We start from the raw sequence: 19,842 nt of genomic DNA on the forward strand, positions 1-19,842 counted from the left end.
ACCGGCGCGAGCACCGAGAGCACGAGGAGAGACGCACGTGAGCATCATCGCCGCCGCAGACGGGTCCGCACTGGGCAACCCCGGCCCCGCCGGCTGGGCCTGGTACGTCGACGACGAGCGCTGGGCCGCGGGCGGCTGGTCGCACGGCACGAACAACATCGGCGAGCTCACCGCGGTGCTCGAGCTGCTGCGCGCGACCGCGCAGGAGGAGGAGCCGCTGCACATCCTCTGCGACAGCCAGTACGCCATCAAGGCCTGCACCGAGTGGCTGCCGGGCTGGAAGCGGAAGGGCTGGCGCAAGGCCGACGGCAAGCCGGTGATGAACGTCGAGATCATCAAGGCGCTCGACGAGGAGCTGCAGGGCCGGGCGGTCACCTTCGAGTGGGTGAAGGGGCACGCCAACCACCGGATGAACGAGGCCGCCGACGTCCGCGCCCGGAGCGCCGCGACCGCCTACCAGCGCCGGCAGCCCGTCGACGCCGGACCCGGATGGCCGACGGCCGCCGCCGTGCCCGCCGCGGCCGCTGCGCCCCCCGTCGAGGACTCCGCCACCCTCTTCTAGCCGCGTTCCCCCTGGGGCAGCCGCAGCAGCCCCGTCGCCACCAGCTCGCGCACCCGCGGCAGCACCGAGTCGGACACCGCCTCCTCCTCGACCTGGAGGAGCGAGGCGACCGCCGCCGCGATCGCCGCCACCGAGAGCTCGCCGTCGCAGGCGCCGACCACGGCGGCCAGCGCCGTGTCGACCTCCTCGACCCGGGCGAAGCCGCCGCCCTGCCGCAGCCGCAGCACCGTCGGATCGTCGTTGCCCGGCCAGTAGTGCCGCTCCTCCGTGACGTCTCCGGCGACGACCAGGGCGAGACCCGCCAGAGCGCGATCGTCCATCGACGCGAGGGCCTCGGCCGCGTCGAGGCAGGCGGCGAGGTGGCCGCCCAGGCCCGCGGTCGCGACCGGCGTGGTGATCCGCTCGAGGCGGCGGATCGGCGGGCGGGGCTGCTCGGGCAGGCGGAGCGTGACGTAGCCGAAGCCGACGCCGGTCACCCCGCGCCGCTCGAAGTCGGTCAGCCAGGCGTCGACCAGCGCGTCGAACGCGGGGCCGCGAGTCGTGCCGCCGTCCCGGATCCAGGTCTCGGCGTAGACCGCCGGATCCTGACGCTCGCGCTCCACGACCCAGACGTCCAGCGGAGAGGCGGTCCCGCCCATCCAGGCGTCGAGCCCCTCGGGCCCCGCCTCGAGCGCCTGCTCCAGCGGGCTGCGGGCGTCGGCGAGCCAGTCCGCGATCCGGTCGAAGGCGTCCGCGCCCTCCCGGTACTCCCAGTTCCCCAGGAGCTGCGCGACACCGCCGGGCACCAGGTGCTCGGCTGCTCCGAGGATCACGCGGCGCACGATCTCGTCGCCCTCCAGCCCGCCGTCGCGGTACTCGTAGGAGGGGACGCCCTCGACTCGCGGCGTGATGACGAACGGCGGGTTCGTGACGATGTGGTCGAAGCGCTCCCCCGCGACCGGCTCGTAGAGGCTGCCGAGGCGGAACTCGATGTTCTCGATCCCGTTGAGCGCCGCGGTGAAGGAGGCGAGCGCGAGCGCGCGCTCGGAGATGTCGGTGGCGACCACCTGCTCGGCGTGGCGGGAGGCGTGCAGCGCCTGGATCCCGCAGCCGGTCCCCAGGTCGAGCACGCGGCCGACGGGCCGCTGGATCATCAGGCCGGTCAGCGTGAGGCTCGCGCCGCCGACGCCGAGCACGTGGTCCTCGTCGAGCGCGCGGCCGAGGGCGAGCTCCCCGAGGTCGGAGGCGATCCACCAGGAGGCCGCGCCGCGCTGGTCGACCACGTCGTAGGGGCGCAGGTCGAGGGCCGCGGTGACGACGGCTCCGGCCTCGACGCGCACCAGGCCGAGCTCCACCGCCCCCTCCAGCGCGAGAGCGCCGAACGCCTCGTCCGCGTCGTCGGCCGAGACGGGATCGGCCAGGAGGAACAGGCGGGCGAGGGTGGCCAGCGCGTCGTGGTCGCCGCTGCGCTCGAGGGCGCGGCGGGCGGGGACCCGGTCGCCGCGGTGCAGCGCCTCGGCCGCTTCGTCGCCCCAGAGCCCCCGCACGGCGTCCACGCCGTAGCGGGCGCGGATCAGATCGTCGCGCAGGAGGGCGATGCGGGCTCGGTCGAACGGGTCTGCGGAGAACACCGCTCCATCCTCCTGCACGCGGGTCGGCCACCGGGGCCGCCGCGGCCGTACGATCGGAGGCATGCCGCTGACCGGAGAGTACGAACCCAGCACGTCCGAGTGGGCCCGCGAGCAGGCGGAGCTCTACGAGCGGACCGGCGGAGCCGAGGGGAACCTCCTCCGCGGCCGCCCCATCATCGTCCTGACCACCGTCGGCTCGAAGAGCGGGAAGCTCCGCAAGACCGCGCTGATGCGCGTCGAGCACGAGGGCGAGTACGTGGTCGTCGCGTCCAAGGGCGGCGCGCCCGAGCACCCCGTCTGGTACGGCAACATGCTCAAGGAGCCGCACGTCGAGCTGCAGGACGGGCCCGTGAAGAAGGACTACGCCGCGAGCGTGCTCGAGGGCGATCTGCGCGCGGCCTGGTGGGAGCGCGCGGTCGCCGCGTGGCCGGACTACGCCGAGTACCAGACGAAGACCGAGCGGCAGATCCCGCTCGTGCTGCTCACTCCCTGGTCCTGAGTGCGGCGGGCGGCTCGGCCCGTCGCTGAGGCGGCCGTCCTCCGGTCGAGGTCGCGCCGCACGGCAGGCGCCTCACGTGGGCGGCGAGCCCAGCGGATCCCGTCCGGCCTCAGACCCGGGCCGCGATGAGGTCGAGCACCTTCGGGCTCGAGAGCAGCGCGAAGTGGCCGACCACCGAGACCGCGATGTTCTCGCGCGCCCCGGCGAGGCGGCTCCCTCCGGGGATGTACTGGTCGCGCATCCCGTAGATCGACGTGATGCGCGCGTCGGCCTCGCGCTCAGCCAGCAGGGTGCGGATCAGCGGGCGGTGGGGTGCGAACTCCCGGAGCGCCCGCGCCGGGGCGATCCGTGCGAGCGACGAGCCGTTGAACGGGGTCGAGACGGCGATCATCCGCTCGATCCGCCCGTCCTCGCGGTCGTCGACGACCATCATGTGCTTGCCGATCAGGCCGCCCTTGCTGTGCGCGACGACGACGACTCCGCGCAGATCGTGCTCGCGCAGGTAGTCCTGGCCGAGTCCGGCCGACGCGACGATCGGCCGCGTGTTGTAGCCGAGCGCGGGCAGCACGTGGATCGGATGGCCCGCCGCGTGCAGCCTCTCGGCGATGGGCCTGAGGAACTGCCACGTCTCGTAGATGCCGGGGATGAGCAGCACCGGAGCGCCGTCGCCGGACGCGTACCGCGACACGTCCCAGCCCTCCCGCAGGTGCACGAAGCGCGAGCCGTAGGCGTAGCGGTAGTCGCGGAGGTACGCGCGCCGCAGCGAGGTCGAGCGGCGCGGGCGGGCGGAGTCACGCGCCGGCATGGGCCCGCTCCAGCCCCGCGATGTCGAGGCGGCTCATCGCGAGCATCGCCTGCAGAGCGCGCGCGGACGCCTCGGGGTCGGCGCCTCCGAGCAGACGCGGGAGGACCTCCGGCACGATCTGCCAGGACAGCCCCCAGCGGTCGCGGAGCCAGCCGCAGCGGCTCTCCTCGCCGCCGTCCGCGATCAGGGCGTCCCACAGCCGGTCGAGCTCGGACTGGCCGCCGACGGTCACGACGATCGAGACGGCCTCGGTGAACGGGAACCGCGGCCCGGCGTTGATCGCCTGGAACCGCTGCCCGTCGAGCTCGAACGTCACCGACAGCACCTCGCCGGGCGACGGGGAGCCCTCCGGCAGCACCTGGCTTCCGGTGATCCGCGAGTTCGGCACCAGCTCTGTGTAGAAGCGCGCCGCCTCCCCCGCGCCGTCGTCGAACCAGAGGAAGGTGCTGACCGCGCCCATCGGAGTCTCCGTCCTGCGCGGGAGGGTCTCCGCGGCTCCCTCAGTGTGCCGCGGTGGCGCCCTCCCCGCGACGGATCACAGCGGGTTGACGCCGAACGCCGTGGCCAGCTTGTCGATCTTCTTGGCGCGGCCCAGCCGGGGCAGGTCGCTGCCGTCGCGGATGACGCGGCCGCGGGCCTCGAAGTCGTCGAGGAAGTCGCGGGCCCAGGCGACGTCGGACGGCGTCGGGCTGATGACCTCGTTGATCACGGCGAGCTGCTCGGTGTCGAGGCAGAGCTTCCCGGTGAGGCCGAGCGAGACCGTGAGCGCGGACTGCTCGCGCAGCACGGGGTGGCTGTTCGAGACGGTCGGTCCGTCGATCGGGCCGGGCAGGTCGCCGATGCGCGAGGCGACGACCAGGCGCGAGCGCGGGTAGGCCATTGCGAGATCGTCGGCGCTGGTGCCGGTGTCGCGGCGGTAGTCGCCACTGCCGAACGCGAGGCGGAAGGTGCCGCGGGCGCGGGCGATCGAGACCGCCTCCTCGATGCCGAGGGCGGACTCGACCAGGGCGAGCACCGGGGTGGAGCCGCCGAGGCGGTCGAAGGTCTCGGTGACGTGCTCAGCGGCCTCGGTCTTGGCGAGCATGACGCCGGCGAGGCCGGGCAGGCCCTTCAGCGCGTCGACGTCGTCGGACCAGAACGGGGTGGAGTGGTCGTTGATGCGGACCCAGGCGCGCTTCTCGCCGGTCAGCCACTCCGCGACGTCGGTCCGCGCGTCGGGCTTCGCCTTGGGGTCGACCGCGTCCTCGATGTCGAGGACGATCTGGTCGGCGCGGGACGCGTGCGCGGCGTCGAACGTCTCGGTGCGGGTGGCGTTCACCAGCAGCCAGGAGCGCGCGATCTCGGGGGCGACGTCGCGCCCCTTCCGCTTCGCGATGGCGGTGGTGGTGGTCTCGGGCAACGTCACGTTCGGGTCCTCTCGGTGGCGCGGTCCTCGCTCCGCGGACGCCACCGCTCTGCGACGGCGCCGGGGACAAGGGTAGCGGCTCCCCGTCGGCGGGGCTCCGGGCACTCCGGCGTCTCTCCACTCCGGGGCTGCGACGCCCCGAGCGCTCCGGATCAGCGGCCCTCCGGGCGCTCCCACAGCGTCAGCACCGTCGTCGGCACCCGGATCCGCTCGCGCGCGACGAACCCCGCCTCCGCGAGCACCGTGTCCGCCTCGCCCTCCGGCAGCGCCTGCCAGACCCGGTCCTCCCCGGCGAGCGCGGCGAGCAGCGCCTCGCCCTCCAGCAGGACGTCCGAATACGTGCCCGTCGTCCTGTACGGAGCGGCGAGGGCGACATCGTCCACGCCCGCGAACGCCTCCGGGTAGGCGGCGAGCGCCAGGCGGGGCCGGAGCGAGACCGTCCCGGAGGAGCCGAGGAGGACGGCGTCGCCCGGACGGGCCCGCTCCTCGACGGCGGCCGCCAGACCGCGGAGGTCCTGCCCGGCCGGCTTCCCGGTGACCGTGCGCATCTGCACGAGGACCGGCAGGGCGGCCACCGCGATCAGGGCGAGGAGGGCGACGCCCGTCCGGGCCCTGAACGAGTCGAGCGCGAGGCCGAGGAGGACCGCGAGGGCGGGCGTGCTCGACGCGAGGTAGCGCGGGGTGAACATCGGCTCGACGAGGAGGGTCCCGAGCACCAGCACCGCGGTCGGCAGCACGATCCAGAGGACGAGGGCCGGCAGGAGCGGCCCGCGCATGCCGCCCCGCACCGCGGCGACCGCGAGGAGCGCGACGGCGATCCCGGCCAGCCACCACGCGGATCCGAAGAACGGCTCGACCAGGACGGTGAACGCGGTCACCGGCTGCGAGCGGAGCCAGCCGACCTGGCCGCTCTGCCCGGCGGCGACGAGCAGCACCGGCACGGCGCCCAGTGCAGAGAGGGCGCTCGCCGGGAGAGCCCGCACGGCACCCCGGGGCGCCGCGGCCGCGGCGAGCGCGACGAGAGCCGGCAGCACCAGCACGGAGTAGAGGAACACGGCGTCCGCCAGACCCGCGACGGCCGCGAACGCGATCCAGCGCAGGGCTCCTCCGGAGCGGGCCGCCCGCACGACGAGGACCGCCGCTCCCACCACGAGCGCGGTAGCCAGAGCGGAGGACCGCGCCTCGGTCCCCGAGAACGAGGACCGCGGGAGCAGCACGAGCACCGCGGCGGCGAGGAGTGCCGCCCGGGGCCGGTCGAACGATCGCAGCAGGACGACGACGCCCGCCGCCGCCGCTCCCGTGGCGAGAGCGGACGGCGCCCGCACCGCGAGCTCCGACTCCCCGGCGATCGCGATCCAGCCGTGCATCATCAGGCCGTAGACCAGGTGCACCGCGTCCTTCTCCTGCACGAAGGCGAGGAGCTCCCCCACCGGGAGCCGCGCCAGGCGGAGGGTCGCGGCCTCGTCGTTCCAGTAAGAGGGGATCCAGGAGCCGACGAGGGTCAGCGCGGTGGCGAGGGCGAGGACCGCGCTCGCGGGCAGGGTCCGGAGCGCGCGCATCCCGCCAGCGTAGAGGCCGGGCTCAGCGCGCCGAGCGCTCGGCGAGACCCTTCGCGTACGCGGCCTGGCCGACGTGCTGCGTGTCGTCGTCGATCACCGAGACCAGCCGCACCCCGAGGGTCACCGGCGGATCCCACTGCTCGTCGACGACGCGCTCGAGGTCCTCGTCGCCGAGCGTGTCGAGGAGGGCGAGCGTCTGCCGGTGCACGGCGTCGGCGTACTCCGCGAGCAGCGCGGCCGGCACCGCGGCGAGCGCCGCCACCTCGGTCGGCTCCTGCCCGTAGCCGGTCTCGTCGGGCCCGAAGGGCAGGCCGGACCGGCCGTGGAAGCCGTCGGCCGTCCACACCTGCTCGTGGCCGGCGAGCGGGGCGAGGTGGTCGTCCTGCACCCGGACGAGATGCCAGACGAGCCAGGCGGGCGAGTTCGAGCGGGCGTCCGCGCGGAACGCGAGCTGATCGGGGGTGCTGTCGTCGAGGACGGCGTGTACGTTCTCATGCACCCGGCCGAAGGCGTCGCGGAGGAGGTCGATGGCTGCGCTCATGCCGCCAGCCTGCCGCTCCCGCGCCCGGTGCGGCACCCCCTCCGCGCGCCTCGGAGGAAGTGCGGAGGCGGGTGCCCGATACTCGGCCCGTGACCTCCGGATCCTCGAACCTGGCGACGAAGCCGTGGCTGACCTCCTACGCGGAGGGCGTGCCCGCCGAGATCGACCCTCCCACTCAGACGCTCGTCGACCTGCTCGAGGACTCGGTCGCGCGGTACCGCCGCGGCACCGCCCTCGAGTTCTTCGGCGCCGAGACCAGCTACGCCGAGCTCGGCGAGCAGGTCGCGCGCGCGGCGGAGGGCCTGCGGCGCCTCGGCGTGCGCGCCGGCGACCGCGTCGCGCTGGTGCTCCCGAACTGCCCGGAGCACGTGGTGGCGTTCTACGCCGCTCTCCGCCTCGGAGCGATCGTGGTCGAGCACAACCCGCTCTACACGCCGCGCGAGCTGCGGCGGCAGTTCGAGGACCACGGCGCCCGGTTCGCGGTCGTCTGGGACAAGATCGCCGACGTCGTCGCGACCATGCCCGCCGACCTGGGCATCGAGCGCGTCGTCTCCGTCGACCTCACCCGCTCCTTCCCGCTCGGCAAGCGCCTGGCGCTCCGGCTCCCCCTGCCGTCGGTGCGCCGGTCGCGCGAGAAGCTGACCGCGACCCCCCGCAGCCGCTCGCTGGTGCCCTTCGCGTCGCTGCTGAAGAACCGCCGCATCGCGCGCTCGCACCCCCGCCCGGTCCTCGGCGACACGGCCCTGCTGCAGTACACGAGCGGCACCACCGGCACGCCCAAGGGCGCGATCCTCTCGCACGCGAACCTCCGCGCGAACGCCCTGCAGGGCCGCGCCTGGGTGCCGGGCCTGCGCGAGGGCGACGAGACGTTCTACGCGGTGCTCCCCCTGTTCCACGCCTACGGGCTGACGCTGTGCCTGACCTTCGCGATCAGCATCGGCGCGAAGGTCGTGCTGTTCCCGACCTTCGACGTCGGCCTCGTGAAGGCGGCCGCGAAGTCGTCGCCGCCCACCTTCCTCCCCGCGGTGCCGCCCGTGTACGACGCGCTGGCCCGCGCCTCCGAGCGCCACGAGCTCGATTTGCGCGGCATCCGCTTCGCGATCTCGGGAGCGATGAGCCTGCCGGTCGCGACGGTGGACCGGTGGGAGCGCGCGAGCCGGGGACTCCTGGTCGAGGGCTACGGCATGACCGAGAGCTCGCCTGTCGCCCTCGGCAACCCGGTCGGCCCGACCCGCCGGCCCGGCACGGTGGGCGTGCCGTTCCCCAGCACGACGATCCGCCTCGTCGACCCCGCCGATCCGTCGGTCGACCGCAGCCCGGGCGAGTCCGGCGAGCTCCTGCTCCGGGGGCCGCAGGTGTTCCAGGGGTACTGGAAGCGGCCGGAGGAGACGGCCGAGGCCCTCCTCCCCGGCGGCTGGCTGCGCACGGGCGACATCGCGACCGTCTCGGCCGACGGCTTCGTGACGATCGTCGACCGGGCCAAGGAGCTCATCATCACCGGCGGCTTCAACGTCTCCCCCTCCGAGGTCGAGGGAGTGCTGGAGTCGCACCCGGACGTGACGCGCGCGGCCGTCGTCGGGCTCCCCCGCGAGGACGGCGGCGAGAGCGTCGCGGCGGCCGTGGTCCTGCGGGCCGGGACGGCCGTGGATCCGGAGGCGCTGCGCGACTTCTGCCGGCTGCACCTGACGCCCTACAAGGTGCCCAAGCGGATCGTCCCGGTGGACGAGCTGCCGACCTCGCTGATCGGCAAGGTGCTGCGCCGCCAGGTGCGCGAGAGTCTGCTGGACTGAGGCGACCGGAGCGAGCGGTGGCCCGCGAGGAGGAGGACGACATGGCGAGGATCGTGCAGTACGAGCGGATCGGCGGGCCCGAGGTGCTCGAGACCGTCGACGCGCCGGAGCCCGAGGCGGGGCCCGGAATCGTGGTGGTCGCCGTCCGCGCGGCCGGTGTGAACCCGATCGAGTGGAAGGTGCGCTCCGGCCTGCGCCCGAGCCCGCCGTTCGACGGTCCGCGGAGGCTCGGGTCGGACGGCTCCGGCGTGGTCTCCGCCGTCGGTCCGGGAGTGACCGGTTGGAGCGTCGGCGACCGGGTCATCGTCAGCGGCGCCACCGGCACCTACGCGACCGCCGTCGCGGTCTCCCCCGACTCCCTCGATCCGCTCCCCGACGGACTCGGCTTCGAGGAGGCGGCCGCGCTCGGCATCCCGGTCTCCACGGCCTACCAGGCGGTGGTCTCGCTCGGCGTCGCGGAGGGATCGACGTTCGTGGTCCACGCGGGCGCCGGAGCGGTCGGCCGGGCGGCGATCCAGTTCGCCGTCGACCGCGGAGCCCGGGTGATCGCCACGGCGAGCCCGGCGAATCACGAGGCGCTGCGCGCGCTCGGAGCGGTGCCGGTCGCCTACGGGCCCGGACTGCTCGAGCGGCTGCGTGCCGCGGCGCCCGAGGGCGTCGACCGCGTGCTCGACGCCGCCGGGACGGACGAGGCGCTCGCCGCCTCGCTCGCGCTGGTGGAGGATCCGCAGCACGTCGGAACGGTGGTCGCCGGTCCTCGGGCGGCCGAGCTGGGCATCCGGGCCTGGAGCGGCGGCAGTCCCGTGCCGCTGACCGAGGAGGAGCAGCGCCTTCGCCGCGAGGGGGTGCCGCTGGCCGCCCGGCTGGCGAGCGAGGGGCGCTTCGCGGTCGCGACAGGTCCGCGCCTCCCGCTCGAGCAGGCCGCAGAGGCGCACCGGCTCAGCGAGGACGGCCACGTCCGCGGGAAGATCCTTCTCGTTCCCTGAGCCGGGCCGGCTCCCGGCATCCGTCTCCCCACCGCTTCCCCCGCTCTCACCGTCGAGAAGGAGTCCCCGTGTCCACTGACGACACCACCCCCGTGATCCTGGGGGGCGCCCGCACCCCGTTCGCCCGCTTCTCCGGAGCCTTCGCGCCGCTCTCGGGCGTCGAGCTCGGCGCCGCTGCCATTCGAGGGGCTCTCGAGCGCTCGGGCGCCTCCGCGGCCGACGTCGACGCGGTCGTGCTCGGCCAGGTGATCCAGGCCGGAGCCGGTCAGGGCCCCGCCCGGCAGGCCGCGGTCCTCGCGGGTCTGGGCTGGGACGTCCCGGCGGTCACGATCAACAAGCTCTGCCTGTCGGGTCTCACCGCGGTGATCGACGCGGCGCGGATGATCCGGCTCGGCGAGGCGCAGGTGGTCGTCGCCGGAGGGCAGGAGTCGATGACCAACGCGCCGCACCTCCTGCTCGGATCCCGCTCGGGCCTGGGTGTCGGTCCGCGTCCGCTCGAGGACGCACTCCTCCACGACGGCCTGCTCGATCCGTTCGACCGCCGCCTGATGGGGAGGGTGACCGACGACGGCAACGCCGCACGGGGCATCCGCCGCGAGCGCCAGGACGCCTTCGCCGCGCTCTCGCACCAGCGGGCCGCCGCGGCACGGTCCACCGGCGTGCTCGCCGAGGAGATCGTGCCGGTCGCGGTTCCGCAGCGGCGCGGACCGGACCTCGTCGTGTCCGCCGACGACGGGATCCGGGAGGACAGCACGGTCGAGACGCTCGCCCGGCTGGCCCCCGCGTTCTCGCCCGAGGGCACGATCACGGCGGGCAGCTCGTCCCCGATCACGGACGGCGCCGCCGCGCTGGTCGTCGTGTCCCGCGGCTGGGCCCGCGAGCGCGGGCTGCCCTGGCTCGCGACCGTCGCTGAGCACGGGCAGGTCGCCGGACCGGACAACTCCCTCCACTCACAGCCGTCGGCGGCGATCCTCCGGGCGCTCGGCCGCCGCGGTGCAGCGGTGTCCGACCTGGACCTGATCGAGATCAACGAGGCGTTCGCCTCCGTCGTCCTCCAGTCGGCGGACGATCTCGGCGTCGAGCCCGAGGCGGTCAACCCCGACGGCGGGGCGATCGCGCTCGGCCACCCTGTGGGCGCCTCCGGAGCACGGCTGGCCCTGCACCTGGCGCTGGCCCTCCGGCGCCGGGGCGGCGGCCTGGGCGTCGCCGCGCTCTGCGGCGGAGGCGGCCAGGGCGAGGCGCTGATCCTCGAGGGCTGACCGGCGGTCCGCCCCCGGGAGCGCGTCGGCGCCTCCGGCTACGCTCGCGGGATGAGCATCCTGAGCGCCGACGGCCTCGCCTTCGTCACCGAGCGCCACCTGGCCACCCTCTCCACCCCCGGCCGCCAGGGCCGCCTGCACGTGGTCGCCGTGGGCTTCACCTACGAGGACGGCGTCGTCCGCGTCATCACCTCCCGCGAGAGCCAGAAGGTGCTCAACGTCCGGCGGGGCGGCACCGCGACGGTCGGGCAGGTCGACGGCATCCGGTGGCTGAGCCTGGGCGGTCCGGCGACGATCGAGGAGGAGCCCGACGCCGTGCAGCACGCCGTCGAGCTCTACTCCCAGCGCTACCGCACCCCGCGCCCGAACCCCCTCCGCGTCGCCATCCGCATCGACGTCGACTTCGCCCTCGCCTCCTCCGGCCTGCGCCCGGAGTAGCCGGGTGGCCCGCGGCGACGCGCTGGGCGGGGGCGGCGCCGTCTCCTCCCTCCGCACCTACCGCTACGTCCGCCTCTCCCTGGTGGCGGCCGTGGTGCTCCTCACCGCCGGCCTCGTCCACCAGCTCGTCGTCGGAGGCCCGCTGCGCTCGATCAGCGCCTCGTACTACACCCCGGTCCGCTCCCTCTTCACCGGGGCGCTCTTCGCGGTCGGCGTCGCGCTGGTCGTCCTCGCCGGGAGGAGCGTGCGGCGCTTCCTCCTGCTGCTGGCGGGCATGACGGCGCCGGTCATCGCGATCGTGCCGGTGCCCCTCGCCTCGGAGGAGCTGCAGCGCCTCCAGGGAGCGGTGTGCCCGGCGGGAGGGGCGTCGTGCCTTCCCGCGACGGCCGCGGGTGAGGTCGCCGCCTCCCTGCCCGCCTACCTGGTCACGGCCGCGGCCGTCCTCGTCGCCTCCGTGATCCTGCTCGCCCTCGACCGGGTCCTCGACCGCTGGGCGCTCGTCCGCACCGCGATCGCCGCCGCCCTCCTGATCGCGCTGGCGGTCTGGAGCACGCTCCCGTCGTTCCTGCGGCTCGGCCACTACGCCGCCGCCGGCGTCTTCTTCCTCCTCATCGCCGTCACCGCGGGTCTGCACGCCGTCGCGGTGCGCGAGGAGGGAGCGAGCGGGCCGGGGACGCCGCGCTTCTACTCCCGCTGCTACGCCGTTCTCGCGGTGCTGATCGCCGCGGTCGATGCGGCGCTGGTGCTCCTGCTTCTCACGGGGCGGGGAGCGGAACTTCTCGGCGAGCAGTGGCTCCTGCTCGGCGAGGCCGTCGCGCTCGCCCTCTTCGGGATCTTCTGGGTGCTGCAGACCGTCGAGAACTGGGATCGTCCCGACGTGCTGCTCGTCGCGCGGGGCTGAGGGGGCCGGTGGCGGCCCCCTCAGCCGCTCAGCGCTTGAGGGTGATCGAAGCGCTCCGCCCGAGGTTTCCCGCGGCGTCGGAGGCGTGCGCGACGATCGCGTACCGCCCGGCCGGGTAGGAGGAGGCCGAGACGGTCAGGCGCCACGTGCCGTCCGACGCCCTCGTCGCGTCGCCCAGCCGCGTGGCTCCGCTCCAGAAGCTCAGCTTCGTCGTGCCGACGTCGTCCTTGGCGGTGGCGACCAGGGTGACCGAGCCGCGCACCGTCGATCCGCTCGTCGGCGCGGTGATGACGGTCTTCGGAGCCGTCGTGTCGCGCGACGGCGCGGGCGAGCCCGTGGGTGCCGGAGCAGGAGCCGCGGTGGGCGCCGACGTGGGAGTCGGGGTCGGGGTCGGAGCCGGTTCGTCGCCGAGGCCCCAGGCCGTCCACAGCTCCTCCGCGATCATCGCCTGGCCGGCGACGTTCGGGTGGAAGTAGTCGACGTCCGTCGAGAGCTGGTCGAGCGAGATCGGAGCCGCCGTGAGGGCGCCGCCGTCCCAGACGCAGTCGTTCGCGGCGGATGCGCAGGCCGATTCGAGTGCCTCGTTGAAGTCGGCCTCCCGGTCCTCCGCCGCCGCGAGCGAGGCGGTGTAGGCCGAGCCGGTCAGCGGGGCTCCGGTCGTGGCGTCGACTCCGCGCTGGGTCCGGCAGACCCCGCCCCAGGCCCAGATCGCGGCGCCCGGCGTCGGCTTCACGGCCTCCCACTCCGACTCGATGTCCGGGACCGAGCCGACGAGCACCGTCGCCTCCGGCCACTCCTCGCCGATCGAGCGCAGGATCCGGGTCGCCGACGCGGCGAAGGAGGCCGCGGGCGTCATTGCGTAGCCGTCGCGGGAGTCGGGCGAGAGGCTCAGCGAGCAGAGGTCGTTGCCGCCGATCAGCAGCGTGACCACGTCCGGCTCCTCCCCGGCCGCGACCGCGGCGTCGATCCGCGACTCGACTCCGCTGATGACCGCACCCGACTTCGCGTAGTTCACCGCGCGGACCGCCGTCCGCGGATCCGCCGCCGCCATCCGGCTCGCGATCGAGTCGACCGCGGGCGCCGATCCCGTCGCCCAGGAGTTCTCGACGCAGTCGCGGTTCACCCCGCAGGTCGTGGCCGCGCGCGTGATCGAGTCGCCGAGCGCGAGCAGCGTCTGCGTCCCGGACGCCTGCGCCGGCGGTGCCGCCAGGAGCCCCGCCAGGAGCGCGATCGCCCCCGCGCCGACCCCTGCCGCTCTCCGCCGTGCCCTGTGTGCTGTGGTCCCCATGTCGTCCCGTCCCCTGGTCGTCCATCGTTCGAGTGCCTCGCGTGCTGCGAGAGCACGAGGGGCGAGCGTACGTCGCCGCGGATCCCCCGACGGACCGGAGGAGAACGGCTCCCGTCCGGCGCGGCCCGGATGGGGGACACGGAGGACGCACGGAGGCGAGCGGCCCACAGCTTCGGGCGCCCGATCGTCAGGACCTGCACGACCGGTCCGCGCGCTCTCCCGCCCGGAGAGCACGTGGACCGACGGCTCCTCCTCGATACTCTGAAGCGATGATCGGCCGTCGCCGTGGAGGGAAGAGGGATCAGCATGGACTACTCGAACGAGGACGATCTCAAGCAGAGGATCGGTATCGACTCCTGGAGGAATCTGTCGAAAGAGAAGTTCATCGCGTTCGCATCCGAGCTGCCGAACATGAGCGAGGAGCTCGCCCTGAAGGTCGTCGAGCAGTTCCCGGATTTCAAGAATCTCGTCCTCGACTCGTTCAGTGAAGTGCGAGATCAGGCGAGTTCAGCCGTTCGAGCCAACTGGAAGAGTCAGAAGAAGGTTCACAGGGCCTTCGCCGAGTACCGCGCCGTCCTGAACCGCGAACTGGATCGTGACACCCTGAGCGCGGCGGACCGCTACTCGGTCCTTCGGCTGTTCAAAGAAGCGATCGACGACGAAGCACTCAAGGATTCGGAGCACAAGGCGTTCGTGCTCCGGGCACTGGGCATCGTCGCGATGGTCGCAGTCGCCGGAGTCTCGACAGGAGTCGCCGTCCTCGGCGGTCGAGCCAGGATCGGCGGAGACGCCTAGTACCGAGTGCCGATCGAACGGACCACTCCTCCGCCGACGAGCGCGTCGAGGCCGCGAGGCGGTCGACCCGCCGAACAGGCGAGGTTCCCGATCCGGCCGCCGGCACAAAGCAGAAGGCCCGCTCTCTCGAGCGGGCCTTCTGTGGTGGTGGATCCGAGGGGATTCGAACCCCTGACCTCTTCATTGCGAACGAAGCGCGCTACCAACTGCGCCACGGACCCGTGCCTTCCGAGCCGTCACCGGCCCGAACAACTCGTCCACACTAGCACGGACGAGCAGGCGCCTCGCACTCGCGTCAGGCCCCGCGGCGGCGCTGCAGCGCCTGGTCGAGGTCGATCGCGTCGACGCCGTCCACGACGCCCATGGCGGCGAAGCGGGAGGAGGGACGCGGGGCCTCGGGAGCGGGAGCGGCGGCACGCGGGACGCGCAGCGGCGCCACCTCGGGAGCGGTCGCGGCGGCGCGCTGGGCGAGCTCCGCCTCCGCCGCGGCGGTGCGCAGGCGCTCCACGGCGTCGATCGACGCCATCGCGGAGGCGGCGACCGTGCCCCGGGAGAGGTACAGCGGCTTGGGGAGCGGCTGCGGCGTCCAGCTCGCACGGTCCTCGGCGAGCTCCTCGGAGGCGTCGTCCGCGGCCTCCTCGGCGAGCTCGGCCTCGAAGACCTCGGCGCGCCGGCGCTCGGTCGCGGCGGCCGTCGTCGCGGTCGCGGCCGGAGCGGCGGCGCGGCGGCGACCCGGCGCCAGCAGGATCAGCGTGCCGAGCCCCGCGACGGCGAGGAGCAGGCCGACGAGCGGCACCGCGCCCGTGCCGCCGAACGGCAGCATCACGAGCCCGACCAGCGCGGCGACCGCGCCGACCAGCACGGCCAGCGCGGCGCCCTGGCGCCAGCGCAGGACCGAGGGCCCTGACCGCGTGCTCCGCCGTGCGCTCGCGGTCGCCCGTCGCAGCGCGTCGCGCGCCGCCTTCTCCGCCTGTGCCAGCTCCATCGCCTGTGCCTTCTCTTCGGCTCGTCGTCGTGTCTCGGTCACCCGGAGCCGGCGCTGCTGCAGCGCCACCTCGCGGGCCGTCGCCTCCGCACGCACGTGCTCGGGCACTTCCGCGGTCTCGGCGAGGATCCGCAGCGTCTGCTGCAGCCTCACCGCGTTGCGCTCGGTCGCGTTGTACGACCGCCTGCGCATCCACGTGGGGATCAAATAGGCGACCCACAGAACGGCGGCGAGCGCCCAGACGACGCCCCCGCCCAGCCAGTCGCTACTCATGCGGACAACGCTAGGAGTACCGGGCACTCCCGTCCGTCATTACGGGTAGGTGTGTCCGTGCGGATCGCGGATCAGCCGGGGCCCCGTCGGAGGGACACCGGCGCCGTCGGAGGGTCCGGAGAGACCCGAGCGGCGGGAGGCGCGGAGGTCCGCGTCGGTCGGCACGCCGACCTCCGACGGGACCTGCCCGTCGAGGTAGCGGCGGAGCACGCCGCGGGGCACCTCCTCCGCCACGAGGGCGAAGCAGAAGTGGTCGCGCCAGTCGCCGTTGATGTGGATGAAGCGCCGCCGCAGGCCCTCGTAGCGGAAGCCGAGCTTCTCGACCACGCGCAGGCTCGGCCGGTTCTCCGGGCGGATGCAGATCTCGATCCGGTGCAGGCCCAGGTCGAGGAAGGCGTGGTCGGCAGCGAGTGCCACGGCGATCGGAGTGATCCCCCGCCCGGCGTAGCGCTCGGACACCCAGTAGCCGATCGACCCGGAGGAGAGCGAGCCGTACCCGATGTTCGAGATGTTGAGCTGCCCGGCGAGCTCGCCGTCCCAGTCGATGAGGAACGGCACTCCCCCGCCGGCCCGCGCGTTCTGCTGCAGCGAGCGGATGCTGGCGCGCACGTCGAATGCGGCGCCTCCCCGGGGGTCGGACGCCTCCCACTGGCGCAGCCACGACCGGTTCGCGATCAGCTCCCGCTCGAGAGGGCGGGCGTCGCGCACGCGGATGGGGCGAACGGTGACACGACCCTCGGTGAGCGTCGGGATCGGGAGCGGCATGATGCGACCCTACTGCTCCGCCGCACTGCGGGAGGGGGACTGGACTCCGGGGCATTCCGTGCTTCCGTGGAACGGAGGAACGGACGGGATCCCCCGCCTCAGCAGGGGGTCCCGTCCGTTCCGGAGGCGCGCTCGCCGGGGCTCAGAGGCCGGCGACGAAGTCCTTCAGCCAGGGCTTGAGGTCCTTGCCGAGGTCGTCGCGGTCGGAGGCGAGCTGCACGATGGCCTTGATGTAGTCGAGCTTGTCGCCGGTGTCGTAGCGGCGGCCGCGGAACACGACGCCGTAGACGCCGCCGAACTCGGCCGGATCCTGGGCCATGCGCTCCAGCGCGTCGGTCAGCTGGATCTCGCCGCCCTTGCCCGGAGCGGTGTGCTCGAGCACGCCGAACACGTCGGGCTTCAGCACGTAGCGGCCGATGATCGCGAGGTTCGAGGGGGCGTCCTCCTTGGAGGGCTTCTCGACCAGGCCGGTGATCCGCACCACGTCGTCCTCGTCGGTCGCCTCGACCGCCGCGCAGCCGTAGAGGTGGATCTGGTCGGGGTCGACCTCGAGCAGCGCGACCACCGTGGTGTCGCGCTGCTCGGCGACGTCGATCATGCGCGAGAGCAGCGGGTCGCGGGCGTCGATCAGGTCGTCGCCGAGGAGCACGGCGAAGGGCTCGTCGCCGACGTGGCGCTGCGCGCGGGAGACCGCGTGGCCGAGGCCCTTCGGCTCGCCCTGACGGACGAAGTGCACGTCGGCGAGATCGCTGGCGTACTTGACGTGCTCGAGCTTCTTGTCGTCCTTCTTCTGGGACAGGTTCTGCTCGAGCTCGGGCACCGAGTCGAAGTGGTTGGCGAGCGCGTTCTTGTTGCGCCCGATGATCACGAGCACGTCCTGGAGGCCGGCGTCCGCCGCCTCCTCGACCACGTACTGGATCGCCGGCTTGTCGACGACCGGCAGCATCTCCTTGGGGATGGCCTTCGTCGCCGGCAGGAAGCGGGTGCCGAGACCTGCGGCGGGGATGACTGCTTTGCGGATTCGAGTGCCCATGGGGCGCCATCCTAGCGGCGGGGGAAGTCGCGGGAGTTTCGCGCCAGGACCGGCGACAGAAGGCGCCGGACCCCGTTCCGGGGCGGTCCGGGACGAGCGTCCCTCAGGGTCGTCCGTGCGGAGGCCGGCGCGGGGCCCGGTTCTAGACTGAGCGCATGCCAGCCGACATCACGCACGAGAAGCGGGCGCTGCGCGCCGAGCTGCGCGAGCGCCGCCGCACGCAGACCTCGACCGCTCGCGACCAGGCCGCGGAGCAGATCACCGCCCACCTGATCGAGCTCGCCACCCGCGTGGGGGCCCGCTCCCTCGCGTGCTACCTCTCCGCTCCGGACGAGCCGAGCACCCGGCCGTTCCTGGGCTGGGCCGAGAGCCACGGCATCCGCGTCCTCTTCCCCGTCTCGCGCCAGGACGGCCTGCTCGACTGGGCGGTCGGCGACGGCCACACCGAGACCCAGGGCCTGTTCGGCATGCCCGAGCCCGTCGGGCAGCTGCTCGGCCCCATCGCGATCAACGACGTCGACCTCATCGTCGTCCCGGCCGCCACCGTCGACCGGCAGGGGATGCGGATGGGCTGGGGGCGCGGCTACTTCGACAAGACCCTCGGCTCGATGGAGAAGTGCCCGCCGGTCTACGCCGTCGTCTTCGACAGCGAGCTCGTCGACCGGGTGCCCAGCGAGGTCCACGACCAGGCCGTCGACGGAGTCGTCACTCCCTCCGGCATCGTCGACCTGCGCCACTGACCCCGTCCTCCTTCTCCCCCACCCGCCTCCGAGGAGCCCCCTGTGCCCACCTACTCCTACCGCTGCACGCAGTGCGGCAACGCCTTCGACATCCAGCAGAAGTTCACCGACGACACGCTCACCGAGTGCCCGAGCTGCCAGGGGGCGCTGCGCAAGGTGTTCAGCGCGGTCGGCGTGACCTTCAACGGCTCGGGCTTCTACCGCACCGACTCCCGCTCCGGCGGGAAGTCGAGCGAGGGCGGCTCCTCCTCCTCGGGTGCCGGCTCGTCCGGCTCGGGCGCATCCGGCTCCGGCTCATCCGACTCGTCGTCGGGCTCCTCGGGATCGGGCGGCTCCTCCTCCGGATCCTCGGGTTCATCGGGCTCGGGCGGCTCCTCGTCCGGCTCGGGGTCCTCGGGCTCCGGATCGTCCTCCTCCTCGTCGTCCTCGGGCTCCTCCGGGTCCTCCTCCTCGGGTTCCTCCTCCGGGAGCTGACCCGCCACCCACCGCTCACGGCAGAAACGGAACCATCATGATCAACGGCTTCAAAGAGTTCATCCTCCGCGGCAACGTCATCGACCTGGCTGTCGCCGTGGTCATCGGCGCCGCCTTCACGACCATCGTCAACGCGATCGTGACGGGGATCTTCAACCCGCTCATCGGCGTGATCTTCGACGCCTCCTCCCTCGAGACCCTGAACTGGGTCATCCGGCCGGGAGAGAACGGCGAGGACCCGACCGTCATCGCCTACGGCTCGGTCGTCTCGGCCCTGATCCAGTTCGTGATCGTCGCCTTCGTCCTCTACTTCGCGTTCGTCCTGCCGATCAACCACCTCAAGAACGCCGCCTTCGCCAAGAAGGCCGCCGACGCCCCCGCCGCGGAGGACAAGGCCCCCACCGAGCTCGAGCTCCTCGCCGACATCCGCGACCTGCTCGCCAACAACGGCACCGCCACCACCGCGAACTCCGGCAAGCACGTCGACTGAGTCGCTCTGTCTCCTTCCGCCGGAGGCGGAAGAGGACCGCGGTCGGCTTCCCGATCGGGGAACGCTTCGCAGAGCGTTGTGCGAACGGTGCGTCCGAAACGTCGGCACGCGTTTCGAACGGCACCTGCACCTTCGGGAGGTCGCCGAACGGGACCTTCGGCGTCTCCGACCGGGGCTGATCGGCCCTGTCTCCACGCGCTCCTCGATACCGGCGGGCACCGGGCGGGAAGCGGTCGGTCAACGGGCACCGGACGGGTGCGGTCGTCAGCGGGCATCGGACGGGAAGCGGTCGGCCACCGTCGACGGGCCCGACGTGATCGGTCGCCAGACGTCCGCGTGACTTGTCCGCTCGTCGAGCGGGGGCGTGCCGGGGTGAGGCCCGAGGTCGTCGACGGGACCGGCGTCGACTCGCGGACCGCCAGCCGCGCGGGTGGAATCAGTAGTGCGGGGGGACGTCCTGGCGCAGGCGCGCGTCGTTCGGGCCGGTGTCGGGGCGCGCGGGCGGCGCGGAGGGGTCGGCGACCGGAGCATCGTGCGGGGACGGATCGGTGCCGGGCTTCGCGGGGAGCGTCGCCCGCCGGCCGCCGCGGGTGCGCCGCAACGGGCGGTCGGCACCCGCGGGGGCGTCGGGATCCGGCGCCACG

The 19,842-nt window shown here is 73.6% G+C and carries 22 protein-coding genes and 1 tRNA gene; 11 read left to right on the forward strand and 12 right to left on the reverse strand.

Annotation, left to right across the window (positions count from 1 at the left end; all coding sequences use genetic code 11):
* Nucleotides 1-37 precede the first annotated feature (37 nt).
* Complete coding sequence (locus tag C5C69_RS09995) at nt 38-562, forward strand: ribonuclease H (protein WP_104232847.1); 525 nt, start codon at nt 38-40, stop codon at nt 560-562.
* Here C5C69_RS09995 and C5C69_RS10000 read toward each other — a convergent pair.
* On the reverse strand, nt 559-2,172 hold the full coding sequence (locus C5C69_RS10000; RefSeq protein WP_258065225.1) for a methyltransferase: 1,614 nt from the start codon (nt 2,170-2,172) through the stop codon (nt 559-561). The two genes, C5C69_RS09995 and C5C69_RS10000, sit on opposite strands and share 4 nt — an antisense overlap.
* Nucleotides 2,173-2,233: 61 nt before the next feature.
* Here C5C69_RS10000 and C5C69_RS10005 point away from each other — a divergent pair, with 61 nt between their 5' ends.
* A complete protein-coding gene (locus C5C69_RS10005) occupies nt 2,234-2,671 on the forward strand; it encodes a nitroreductase family deazaflavin-dependent oxidoreductase (RefSeq protein WP_104223205.1) in 438 nt (145 codons plus the stop codon).
* A 109-nt stretch (nt 2,672-2,780) separates the two neighbouring features.
* Here C5C69_RS10005 and C5C69_RS10010 read toward each other — a convergent pair whose 3' ends face one another.
* From C5C69_RS10010 to C5C69_RS10030, 5 genes are all read right to left on the reverse strand, one after another.
* On the reverse strand, nt 2,781-3,476 hold the full coding sequence (locus tag C5C69_RS10010; protein ID WP_104223206.1) for a triacylglycerol lipase: 696 nt from the start codon (nt 3,474-3,476) through the stop codon (nt 2,781-2,783).
* Nucleotides 3,463-3,936, reverse strand: coding sequence for a VOC family protein (locus C5C69_RS10015; RefSeq protein WP_104232849.1), 474 nt, complete (start codon nt 3,934-3,936; stop codon nt 3,463-3,465). Before C5C69_RS10015 ends, C5C69_RS10010 begins: the two co-directional genes overlap by 14 nt.
* 75 nt (nt 3,937-4,011) lie before the next feature.
* The gene (locus C5C69_RS10020) at nt 4,012-4,875 is read right to left on the reverse strand and encodes a CoA ester lyase (RefSeq protein ID WP_208543400.1); all 864 of its coding nucleotides are present in this window, start codon (nt 4,873-4,875) and stop codon (nt 4,012-4,014) included.
* Between the two features lie 158 nt (nt 4,876-5,033).
* On the reverse strand, nt 5,034-6,440 hold the full coding sequence (locus tag C5C69_RS10025) for a glycosyltransferase family 39 protein (protein WP_104232850.1): 1,407 nt from the start codon (nt 6,438-6,440) through the stop codon (nt 5,034-5,036).
* 22 nt (nt 6,441-6,462) lie between these two features.
* Entirely contained in the window at nt 6,463-6,981 is a 519-nt protein-coding gene (locus C5C69_RS10030; protein ID WP_104232851.1) for a DinB family protein, read from the reverse strand.
* 89 nt (nt 6,982-7,070) lie between these two features.
* Here C5C69_RS10030 and C5C69_RS10035 point away from each other — a divergent pair, with 89 nt between their 5' ends.
* The 5 genes from C5C69_RS10035 to C5C69_RS10055 all read left to right on the forward strand — a co-directional run bounded on the left by C5C69_RS10035 (nt 7,071) and on the right by C5C69_RS10055 (nt 12,355).
* Nucleotides 7,071-8,771: a long-chain-fatty-acid--CoA ligase gene (locus C5C69_RS10035; protein ID WP_104232852.1), complete on the forward strand. Its 1,701-nt coding sequence runs from the start codon at nt 7,071-7,073 to the stop codon at nt 8,769-8,771.
* Between the two features lie 41 nt (nt 8,772-8,812).
* Entirely contained in the window at nt 8,813-9,757 is a 945-nt protein-coding gene (locus C5C69_RS10040) for an NADP-dependent oxidoreductase (protein ID WP_104232894.1), read from the forward strand.
* A 68-nt stretch (nt 9,758-9,825) separates the two neighbouring features.
* Nucleotides 9,826-11,016, forward strand: a complete 1,191-nt coding sequence (locus C5C69_RS10045; RefSeq protein WP_104232853.1) for an acetyl-CoA C-acyltransferase — start codon at nt 9,826-9,828, stop codon at nt 11,014-11,016.
* Between the two features lie 51 nt (nt 11,017-11,067).
* Nucleotides 11,068-11,454: a pyridoxamine 5'-phosphate oxidase family protein gene (locus C5C69_RS10050; RefSeq protein WP_104232854.1), complete on the forward strand. Its 387-nt coding sequence runs from the start codon at nt 11,068-11,070 to the stop codon at nt 11,452-11,454.
* 4 nt (nt 11,455-11,458) lie between these two features.
* The gene (locus C5C69_RS10055; RefSeq protein ID WP_104232855.1) at nt 11,459-12,355 is read left to right on the forward strand and encodes a hypothetical protein; all 897 of its coding nucleotides are present in this window, start codon (nt 11,459-11,461) and stop codon (nt 12,353-12,355) included.
* Between the two features lie 28 nt (nt 12,356-12,383).
* Here the strand turns inward: C5C69_RS10055 and C5C69_RS10060 are convergent, their stop codons facing one another.
* On the reverse strand, nt 12,384-13,643 hold the full coding sequence (locus tag C5C69_RS10060; RefSeq protein ID WP_104232856.1) for a GDSL-type esterase/lipase family protein: 1,260 nt from the start codon (nt 13,641-13,643) through the stop codon (nt 12,384-12,386).
* Nucleotides 13,644-13,949: 306 nt separating this feature from the next.
* On the opposite strand from C5C69_RS10060, the gene C5C69_RS10065 reads away from it, so the two are divergent.
* Nucleotides 13,950-14,438: a hypothetical protein gene (locus C5C69_RS10065; protein ID WP_104226443.1), complete on the forward strand. Its 489-nt coding sequence runs from the start codon at nt 13,950-13,952 to the stop codon at nt 14,436-14,438.
* A 145-nt stretch (nt 14,439-14,583) separates the two neighbouring features.
* On the opposite strand, the gene C5C69_RS10070 is transcribed toward C5C69_RS10065, so the two are convergent.
* The 4 genes from C5C69_RS10070 to galU form a co-directional block, all read right to left on the reverse strand.
* A tRNA-Ala gene (locus C5C69_RS10070) sits at nt 14,584-14,659 on the reverse strand.
* Nucleotides 14,660-14,733: 74 nt separating this feature from the next.
* Nucleotides 14,734-15,696 (reverse strand): hypothetical protein, encoded by a 963-nt coding sequence (locus C5C69_RS10075; protein WP_104223216.1) that lies wholly within the window; start codon nt 15,694-15,696, stop codon nt 14,734-14,736.
* A gap of 39 nt (nt 15,697-15,735) precedes the next feature.
* Nucleotides 15,736-16,461, reverse strand: coding sequence for a GNAT family N-acetyltransferase (locus C5C69_RS10080; protein ID WP_104223217.1), 726 nt, complete (start codon nt 16,459-16,461; stop codon nt 15,736-15,738).
* A gap of 142 nt (nt 16,462-16,603) precedes the next feature.
* Complete coding sequence (gene galU, locus C5C69_RS10085; protein ID WP_104223218.1) at nt 16,604-17,494, reverse strand: UTP--glucose-1-phosphate uridylyltransferase GalU; 891 nt, start codon at nt 17,492-17,494, stop codon at nt 16,604-16,606.
* Between the two features lie 155 nt (nt 17,495-17,649).
* Here galU and C5C69_RS10090 point away from each other — a divergent pair, with 155 nt between their 5' ends.
* The 3 genes from C5C69_RS10090 to mscL are packed head-to-tail and all read left to right on the forward strand — an operon-like array spanning nt 17,650 to nt 19,198.
* Complete coding sequence (locus tag C5C69_RS10090) at nt 17,650-18,234, forward strand: 5-formyltetrahydrofolate cyclo-ligase (RefSeq protein ID WP_104223219.1); 585 nt, start codon at nt 17,650-17,652, stop codon at nt 18,232-18,234.
* A gap of 42 nt (nt 18,235-18,276) precedes the next feature.
* Nucleotides 18,277-18,708, forward strand: a complete 432-nt coding sequence (locus tag C5C69_RS10095) for an FmdB family zinc ribbon protein (RefSeq protein WP_104223220.1) — start codon at nt 18,277-18,279, stop codon at nt 18,706-18,708.
* 37 nt (nt 18,709-18,745) lie between these two features.
* Nucleotides 18,746-19,198, forward strand: a complete 453-nt coding sequence (mscL, locus tag C5C69_RS10100; RefSeq protein WP_181067745.1) for a large conductance mechanosensitive channel protein MscL — start codon at nt 18,746-18,748, stop codon at nt 19,196-19,198.
* A 436-nt stretch (nt 19,199-19,634) separates the two neighbouring features.
* On the opposite strand, the gene C5C69_RS10105 is transcribed toward mscL, so the two are convergent.
* Nucleotides 19,635-19,841 (reverse strand): hypothetical protein, encoded by a 207-nt coding sequence (locus tag C5C69_RS10105; RefSeq protein ID WP_104232858.1) that lies wholly within the window; start codon nt 19,839-19,841, stop codon nt 19,635-19,637.
* Nucleotide 19,842 lies beyond the last annotated feature (1 nt).

Origin of the sequence: Rathayibacter sp. AY1C7 (assembly GCF_002931865.1) — a bacterium.
In the GTDB taxonomy this organism is placed as follows: domain Bacteria; phylum Actinomycetota; class Actinomycetes; order Actinomycetales; family Microbacteriaceae; genus Rathayibacter.